At 63.5% G+C, this 1,184-nt stretch carries 1 protein-coding gene and 1 pseudogene; both read left to right on the plus strand.

The window, feature by feature from the left end:
* Positions 1 to 377, plus strand: a pseudogene (locus tag ACFU5M_RS34530) (hypothetical protein); the annotation flags it as partial.
* Positions 374 to 1,184, plus strand: an 811-nt coding sequence (locus ACFU5M_RS34535) for a hypothetical protein (RefSeq protein ID WP_379055830.1), incomplete at its 3' end; no start/stop codon positions are given. The pseudogene ACFU5M_RS34530 and the gene ACFU5M_RS34535, both read left to right, overlap by 4 nt.

Here is a 1,184-nt window from a genome sequence, read left to right on the forward strand (position 1 = left end):
ACGAAGACACGTTCACCGCCGCGCAGTTCGCCGGCGCCGCCGTCGACAACGTCGCCGACGAAGCGGCGTGGCCCTATTTCGAGATCACGGGCCCGATCACCTCGCCCACGATCGGACTCGGCACCGAGGCGGTCGTGCTACCGGCGATCAGCGCCGGGCAGACATGGAAGATCGACACCGACCCGAACCATTTCCGGATCACCGATCATCTCGGCGCCGACCGAACATTCTGGGGCGGTGTCGAGCTACCCGGGCGCTGGTATGTGAAAGCGCCGGCCCGCACGCTCGGAATCCCGTTGAACATTTCGGGCACCGGGACCAGCGGCGCGACCCTGGTCAAGGTCGTGTTGCCGCAGATGTATCAGGCGGCGCTATGAGTGCGTTCGTGCCCGGGTACGCGAACCCGAACACCGACCCAGAGCAGCCGATTCCGTGGGAGATCGGGCTACGCAGCTCCGATCGCCAGCGCATCGAATGGACACCGCTCGGCGACTACGTGAAAACGGATGCCGAATGGCATTGGTGGATGCCTGGCAAGTTCTCGTTTCAGCTACAGCCAGACCACCGGCTCATTCCGCAACTGGCGCAGCTTCGCCGCAAGGCGTTCCATGTGCGTATCGGCCGCAACTCGCCGGACGAGGCGTACGGGTACAACGGGATCCCGTACACCGGGCGCATCATGGGCGGCAACATCGCCGGGCGGCCCGGCCGCGAGACCGTGAAGTTCTCCGGGGTCGACTACAAATTCTGGTTGCAACGCTGGCTTGCGTGGGTGAACCCGCAATTTCCGCCCGAGGTACAGGTCGGGTTGACCGGGAAGCAAGACATCATGGCCGGCGAGCCCGACTTCGTGTTCAAGTACTTCCTCGCGAAGAACATGATTCGGCTACACCGGCCGGTGTATGCGTCGCTACCGCTGCACAAGGTCACCGCCGATCTACCCGACCTCGACGACATCGAGACACTCGACGACCTGATCAACCTCGGTAACGACCTGCTCGAAAACTTCGTGATCCTCTCCGCACGGTTCCCACCCGGCGACGAGCTGTTCAAACAGACCCGGTCACGCCTCGACATCGGCTATCGCATGGATCTGTGGGACGGGACCGGGACACCGCCACACGTGTTCGCCACCGAGAACCTCTCGCAGCTACAGAGCGTCATCGACGCGACCTCCGACAACT

The organism is Nocardia sp. NPDC057455 (genome assembly GCF_042802775.1).
GTDB lineage: Bacteria > Actinomycetota > Actinomycetes > Mycobacteriales > Mycobacteriaceae > Nocardia.